This window comes from Rhodopseudomonas parapalustris (genome assembly GCF_053772255.1).
On sequence record NZ_JAMKBZ010000006.1, the window covers coordinates 198,018 to 204,773 of the forward strand.

The 6,756-nt window shown below is 65.7% G+C and carries 9 protein-coding genes and 1 tRNA gene; 1 reads left to right on the top strand and 9 read right to left on the bottom strand.

Annotation, left to right across the window (positions count from 1 at the left end):
* Positions 1–371 precede the first annotated feature (371 nt).
* Positions 372–461: transfer RNA gene (locus M9H71_RS08290), tRNA-Ser, on the top strand.
* A gap of 152 nt (positions 462–613) precedes the next feature.
* On the opposite strand, the gene M9H71_RS08295 is transcribed toward M9H71_RS08290, so the two are convergent.
* The 9 genes from M9H71_RS08295 to M9H71_RS08335 form a co-directional block, all read right to left on the bottom strand.
* Positions 614–2,278 carry a hypothetical protein gene (locus M9H71_RS08295; RefSeq protein ID WP_455404569.1) on the bottom strand — a complete coding sequence of 555 codons (1,665 nt, stop codon included), beginning with the start codon at positions 2,276–2,278 and terminating at the stop codon, positions 614–616.
* On the bottom strand, positions 2,275–2,511 hold the full coding sequence (locus M9H71_RS08300) for a tail protein X (protein WP_455404570.1): 237 nt from the start codon (positions 2,509–2,511) through the stop codon (positions 2,275–2,277). Before M9H71_RS08300 ends, M9H71_RS08295 begins: the two co-directional genes overlap by 4 nt.
* Positions 2,508–2,885: a phage tail protein gene (locus M9H71_RS08305; protein ID WP_455404571.1), complete on the bottom strand. Its 378-nt coding sequence runs from the start codon at positions 2,883–2,885 to the stop codon at positions 2,508–2,510. The genes M9H71_RS08300 and M9H71_RS08305 overlap by 4 nt, the downstream gene beginning before the upstream one ends.
* Positions 2,885–4,030 (bottom strand): hypothetical protein, encoded by a 1,146-nt coding sequence (locus tag M9H71_RS08310; RefSeq protein ID WP_455404572.1) that lies wholly within the window; start codon positions 4,028–4,030, stop codon positions 2,885–2,887. The genes M9H71_RS08305 and M9H71_RS08310 overlap by 1 nt, the downstream gene beginning before the upstream one ends.
* A 117-nt stretch (positions 4,031–4,147) precedes the next feature.
* A complete protein-coding gene (locus M9H71_RS08315) occupies positions 4,148–4,501 on the bottom strand; it encodes a hypothetical protein (RefSeq protein WP_455404573.1) in 354 nt (117 codons plus the stop codon).
* A 1-nt stretch (position 4,502) separates the two neighbouring features.
* Entirely contained in the window at positions 4,503–5,000 is a 498-nt protein-coding gene (locus M9H71_RS08320; protein WP_455404574.1) for a hypothetical protein, read from the bottom strand.
* 5 nt (positions 5,001–5,005) lie between these two features.
* Positions 5,006–6,298, bottom strand: a complete 1,293-nt coding sequence (locus M9H71_RS08325) for a hypothetical protein (RefSeq protein WP_455404575.1) — start codon at positions 6,296–6,298, stop codon at positions 5,006–5,008.
* Between the two features lie 21 nt (positions 6,299–6,319).
* Complete coding sequence (locus tag M9H71_RS08330; RefSeq protein ID WP_455404576.1) at positions 6,320–6,532, bottom strand: hypothetical protein; 213 nt, start codon at positions 6,530–6,532, stop codon at positions 6,320–6,322.
* A 5-nt stretch (positions 6,533–6,537) separates the two neighbouring features.
* The coding region (locus M9H71_RS08335; protein WP_455404577.1) for a hypothetical protein at positions 6,538–6,756 on the bottom strand (219 nt) is incomplete at its 5' end.

Below are 6,756 nucleotides of genomic sequence, written 5' to 3' on the forward strand. Positions count from 1 at the left end.
CAGCCTAATGCGCCCCTCCGATCGCCACCGCTCAGGATCGGCATGCATTCGCTCGACAAACGCACCATTTGGCCGGATCGATGTGTGGAAACGAACCGAACCAGCGCGATCCCAAGCTGCCCGGCCTCGACCGCGGTCCGTCCGATCGATCGCCACCGCATCGGACGTCCCCTACCGCCACTAGCGGCCGCATCCAGCACGCACCATCCGGATCGAGCGCCTTGCCACGCCGATAGGGCGCGCTTCGGCAGCGCGTCACTGTTGCGAGCGTTGACCTGATCCGGCAATCCACCCTAAACAGACGACGCGGACGCCGCCATGGCCGCCGACGGCGGCCCTCGCCGCCCGGCGGACCGACCGGCGCCACATGCGGAAGGGTGGCCGAGCGGTTTAAGGCACCGGTCTTGAAAACCGGCGTGCCCGCAAGGGTACCGTGGGTTCGAATCCCACCCCTTCCGCCATAAACCGTTGATTGTATTTTGCAAAATATGTTTACGGGCGAACGCGCGTTTTACAACCATACGGCGAAAGTGGGTTTTAACTGTAGCGCGCAAAATCGAATGGCAGCGCGCGCAAGATCAAGTGGCAACGGTTTTGACGGCTTTAACGGTCGTTAAAGGCGCCGCGCTCCGGGCAATGCCCAGCAGAACATCCCGGAATTGGGGGGGGTGGCGGCGCGGATTGCAGCCTTGTCCTTGCCTCCGACGTAGGCCATCACGCCAGTCCGGCGAGCCTTCTCGTAGCCGTGGCGCTCCAGCGCGATAGGTGACAGCCGCTGCGGCGAACATCCCCAGATCAGCTCCGGAAGCTCGCAGCCGACCGCATAGAGCCATGTCGCCTTCCGCGCCATATGGCCGTAGTGACCCTGCTCGACGTGGCAGGTCCACCCTCCAAAGCAATCGGAGGCCACCCAGCCGCCCGTGGCCGAAGGCGGCGCCAATCCGAACCACCGCCAAGCGTTCGAATAGGCCGGATGCTCGATCACGCCGCCCAAGTTCCGCACCGCCGTCAACGCCGCAGCGAAGCACCCGCCGTCCTGGCCCAGCTTGAACTGGTGCGGCTTGCGCGGCGAGCCGTGCCAATATCGTCCCCACCGCTCGCAGGGCGGATGAGCGACCACCGGCCAGGGTCCGTCGTACCATCTGGCATCCCGCCAAAGGTCCCAAGGGTCTACGTCCGGCAGCCCCCAATAGGTGCCGTGCCGCTCGACGAAGAGCGCTGCGACAGTCACGTGAAATTCCAGAAGCCCTGTGCCCCGGCGGCCGGGATCGGCTCCGGGAAGGGCTGCATGTCCGTCAGAGGCCAGGCGTACATGTGCTCGTCGATCCGGGTGCTGTCGGCCACGGTGTCGACGAACAGGTCGATGCAGCGCCTCGGTTCTCCCAGCACGGCGGTGCCCAGGGCGACGGCCAGCGGTGCAGGCCCAATGTCCTTGCGCCGGCGCGCCGCCAGCAGCTCCTCGACAAACGGCCGCGCGATCGCCGCATCGAGCGCGCTCTCGCCTTCCTCGATCCGCTCCAGGATGTCGGTCAGCTCGGCGGGGCGAACAGGCCGCGCGCCGGCGTGGATGACGATGCGCTGTCCGATCAGCTTCGCCAGGTGCGGCCGATCCGCGAAGCTCCAGCGACGAAACTCGTAGGGCTTCGCCCCGATCGCCCTTGATCCGCCAGCCGGCGCAGCCGGTGCGGGTGATCAGGATCGGCGGCAGCTCGCCGCCGTCCGCGCCCTTACCGGAGCCCCGTTTGGTCACCGCCAGCTTCTGGCCGCCGGGCTTGGCGATGCCGCCGGCCTCGGCCGCGATGCGGTTGGCGAAGTCGATCGGGCTCGCCTCCCAGCGCAGCGCGTAGGGCAGCTTGACCTTGGCCAGCTCCGGGTCGATCGCCAGCGACAGCTTGGCCGCCTTGGCGGTGTCTTCCAGGATCTGGCCGAGCGTGGAATCGTGCCAGTGCTTCAGGCCGCCGGCCTTGAACTGCCCCGCCATGGTGGCGGCCCGCGCTGTGATCTTGATCGTCTCCGGGCCTTGCTCGCAGCCCGTTTCCCAGCCGTTGACCTTGAAGGCACCGATCATCGGCACGCCGGTCTCGCGCCAGCCTGCGAACACGATCAGCAGATCGTCCTCCTGCGGAATCGGGATCTGCCGAAAGTCGTCGTCCAGCTCGATTTCGAACTCGTCGTCGGTCTCTCCGGCGTTGTCGGTGAAGGTCGCGCTGACGAAATACGGCAGCATCCCGACCATCAGATCGGTGTCGCCCTTCATGATCTTCAGGACGGGCGTCACGACTCGCCCCAAACGCGCTTGACCACCGGCCGCTTCGGCTCGCCGGTGGGCCGCGGCGGCAGCTTGATCACGGTGCCGAGCGGCAGCGTCCAGCCAAGCGCGGCCAGCCCTGGATTGAGCTTCAGCACGCTCTCCAAGGTGCCGCCGCGCTCGGTGCCGAGCTCCTTTTTGCAGATCCGGTCGAGCCGCTCGCCGTCGCGCCGCACCGTGTAGGGTCGATCGAAAGTGGTCATGAATACCCCTTCAAATCGATCGTGAAGGCGATCTTCTTGCCGCCGTAGGTTTCCAGGTCCGAGACGAGCTCGACCGTCACCTGACCAAGAAAAAAACCGACAAAGCCGCGCCCCATCCGCAGCATCGGCAGCGGCCGGCCGAGACCCTGGCTCACTTTCAGCGCCTCGTAATCGGGCAAGCCGCCTAGCTGGTCAGGGTAGAGCACCCCACGGATCGACATCTCCGGCCGCGCAAAGCCGTGTATCTGCGCGCCGTCGACCATGCCGAAGCGCGGCACGTCGACCCAGTTGGCCTCGGTCGTCGTCTCGATCTCCTGGCCGTTGAACCCGACCGCCTGAAACAGATGCGGGCCGATCGTCATCAGTGCGGCCATCATCCCACCGTGTCGTGCAGCGAAGAGGAGGAGTTGCCGAGCTTGGCCAGCTCGCGCGCGAACTGGCGGGCGTTGCTCACCCCGTGAAGGTTGAGGTTGCCGATGTGCACCGAAGACCCGAGCCCGGCCCGCTTGCCGCTGGGCGCGGCCGGAGCGGGCGCCGGCGCCGGTGAAGCCGGCGCGCTCCCGCCGCCCGGCGCTCCGCCGGCGGCTCCGCCGAACCGCGGCGAGATCTGCGGCGATACCTGGAAGTTGAAGATCGCCCGAATCTGATCGGCGATCGAGCGCGCCTCGGAAACTGCCTTGGCACCCTCGGTGCTGATCGCACGGGTGATGCGCTGCATGGTGGCTTCGGCCACGCTGGCAGCCAGCGGCGGCACCGGAGAGAAGTTTTGCGGGTCATCGACCACGATCTTGCGGCGGCTGATCTCGGGCGGCTTGAAGCTCTTCACTGGCGAGTAGTCCGGCCGCCTCGGACTCGCGGCGCCGTATTCGGTCTGCGACGCGCGAACCTCTCGCTCGTGCTGGGCTTGGGCCGCCGCATGCGCCGCGCCCTGGAAGCGGCCCGGAAAGCTCGCCTTCGGCGGCGGCTTTCCGGCCAGCGCCTCGCGCGTCGCCTTGGCGTGGGCGGCAGCCTGGAAGCGGCCTGGATAGGCCGATTTCGGGCCGGCCGGCTGGTCGACACGCGGTGCGTCCGAGCCCTTCTTGTCGCCCTTCAGGTACTCGCGCGCGCTATCGAGCCCGCCCGCGATCTTCTCCAGCAACGACACCGCCGGCGTCGCCTCGGCGACGAACTTGCCCACGGCGACACCCGCGGCCGACCAGGAATTCGCCAGCCGGTCGATCGACGCCTGCGCGTCGCCTGTCTCCTTCGCCACGCGCCGCACGATGATGCTGGCGTTGATGCCTTCGCTCAGGATGTCGTCGATCGCCATCGACAGCTCGCCGGCATCGCCCAGCGTGGCGATCTTGTCGGCCTCGTCGCCGTACAGATGCACGTTGGTTTCGAGCGGGAAGATCGACGGGTTCGCTTCGTCGGCCGGCGCCACGATCGCGATCGTCGAGAAGTCCGGCACCTGGACTGTGCGGGCGTCCTCGCCTGCGTCGATGAAGCGGACGCCGTGGTTCTTGGTGAGTGCCGCCATGAGCGAAGCCCCTTGACCTGATCGCGGTTTCGGGGTGACCCTATGTGCCTCTAACGCACTGAGGGCCGCTGACGCGTGTCAGCGGCCCTCTGCCGTTAAAGTGTTACTTGCGCCGCCCTAAGGCGCGTGGACCTTGCTCGACGGGCTGGCGATCTGCGCCGCGATCGAGGCGTTGTTGTCGGCGATCAAGGCCGAGCAGGTCGCCGCCTCGCTCCAGTCATCGACGGCCACGCCGTTCCACCACTCGAAGCCGATCGCATTCTTGTCGAAGGCATAGAACGGGTTGCCGGCGCCGACGATCACCTTGACCGCCTGCCCGGCGTTCATCGTCGGGGCGGTCTCCATGATGTAGGGGCCTTCCTCGTCGCCCTGGAAGGCGAGCAGGTAGGTCGGGTAGATCGTCGCCGCGGCGGCCTGTCCGCCGCCGATCTGCTGCAACGCCTGTTCGGCGTCAATCTGGCCGTCGCTCATGTCAGATCACCCTCTTAAATTCGACATAGACCTCCGCGGCGTCGCACAGGGCGCCGGCTGCATTGACGACGCGGATGTCGAAGTGGTCCGCGGCGCGAGGCGCGGGAAAGGCCCGCCGATCATTCGACGGGTCGATTGCCACCGGGAACGCCATCAGCGTTTCCGGCGGCGGCGTGAGATAGATGCGGTACTTGCCGGCCGCTAGCCGGATCACGCCGGCGATGTTCTTGGCGTCGCCGGTTTGCTCCAGCACGCCATTCGAGACGACGAAGCGAGCCAAGCCAAATCCATCGATACACATGGCGGACGGCAAATACTCCGCCGCGGCCTCGGAGTATGGCGCAACAACGCCACCAGCATTCAGCCAATCCCGCAACTCGCGCCGAAGGCCAGTGTCGGGTGGAAGATCAACTCCGGTCCACCAACACGTGCCATCACGCAGCGTTATCTTGACGGAAGTAGACGGCGGCGCCGCCGCAAATTCAACTGAAGCTATCATGACTATCAAAGCTCCGCATCCGCTACCGCCACCACAGTCTCATAAAACCCGAGCACCGCTCTCCCATATGAGCCAGCGCTGGTTACCCCCCCAAGTTGCATGTACAGCTCGGTTGTCGTCGATCGCTGATCGGCAATTGTGAGCGTCCCCGAAAGGGGTGCCACACCGTCATGGAAGACCACCGCATTGTTGTTCAGCAACGCAAGTTGAGGACTTACCCGCATCGGGACGATGAGATCACCAGAAGCGAGTAGCGCTTGGCCAAAAGACACTCCCTTGACCCTGTACGCGCGGATTGTCTGAAAATAGCGCAGACACCGCCTCACTTGGTCAGCGACCGAGACGCGCTCGAAAGTTGTTGCCATTCCTCCAGGCTCCAACTGCACGCGAGTTACCGTGCCGAGCGAGAACTCGACTTTCACATCAGTAGCTGCGATGAGTTCAGGCGTCACAATGCCTGACCCGGAATATGATCCGGTCGCAGCGCCCTGGTAGACACGACCGCTGGCTGTGCCGCTCCATGAGGCGGTATAGACACCACCCTCAACATCTTCGGCAGCAATGACCTGGAGCAGCGACCCCGATATGATGGTGATCACGATATCGATGCCTGACGTCGATATCGTGTAGACGCACCCAGCCGTCCCTGCCTTCCAGCGGTCGTGCCCGTAAGCACCGGCTGCAAGCGTAACTGTTCCAGAGACGCCTCGCTGGTTGACAAAAAATGCACCGTTAACGATGCGATTGCGGTATCCGATTGATGGCAGCGCCGAGATCGTGGCCGTGATATCGGCCGGCGTTGCCTTGGTGGCGATCAGCGCGACGATTTTCGCCAGCGTGTCGTAGTCGGCGGCGACCCCCCCTTTGAGGGCAGTCACCGCCGCGGCGATGTTGCTCGGCGTCGCCTTCGCGGCATCGAGCGCCACAATCATGGCCAGCAGCTTGGCGAGCGTGTCGCCCGAAGCATCGACGCCGCCGCGCAGCTCGGCCAGGATGGCCGCGCGCCGCGCCGGCGTCAGGAACTGCCGACCGTTCGGCTCCTCTGCCACGACAGACGCCGGCACGCCTTCGCGGTAGTCGGTCAGCAGCGCTTCGATTTCGGCTGCGCGCGGCGAGATCTCGGTCTCGATCACGCGCAGCACGCGCGTCACCAGCGTATCGGCACCGCTGCCGAGGCTCGCGACGGCACGCTCGATCGCGTCCAGGCGCAGGTCGATGTCCAGCGCCGTGGCGTTCGCCTTGCCCAGCACCTCATCGGTCTTGGCGATGCGGTAGTCGGTCTCGTATTTGCGCGCCATCGAACAGGCTCCGAAGCCGGCTTAAACGGGCGTGTAGCCGGTGACCTTGTCGGCGTGCTCGCCGGCCAGCAGTTGTTTCAGCAGCGCCCCCGTCACCTGGGTTTCAGACTGCGTTCCAAAGCCGACGCCGGCCGCCTTGAACCGGGCCGCGACGTGGACGGTGTAATAGGCCTCGTCCGAAATCTCGGGCGATACAGCCTCGGTGGCTTCCGTGATGGGCTTCTTTGCGGCCATGTCGATTACTCCGTGGTCTGGACACGTCCCTCGACGTGCCAGGTAATGCGGGCATTGTTGGTGGTGCCGATGATATCGACCTTGCAGGTCGAGATGCCCGGCGCCGCGAAGGTGAAGGTCCACAGCTTCAGGAGCGCGTCGGTGCGCACCACGCCGTTCGTGCCGAACACCGGCTTGGTCTCGACCGCCGTGTGGGTCTTCAGGCTGGCGAAGCCGGCCCCATA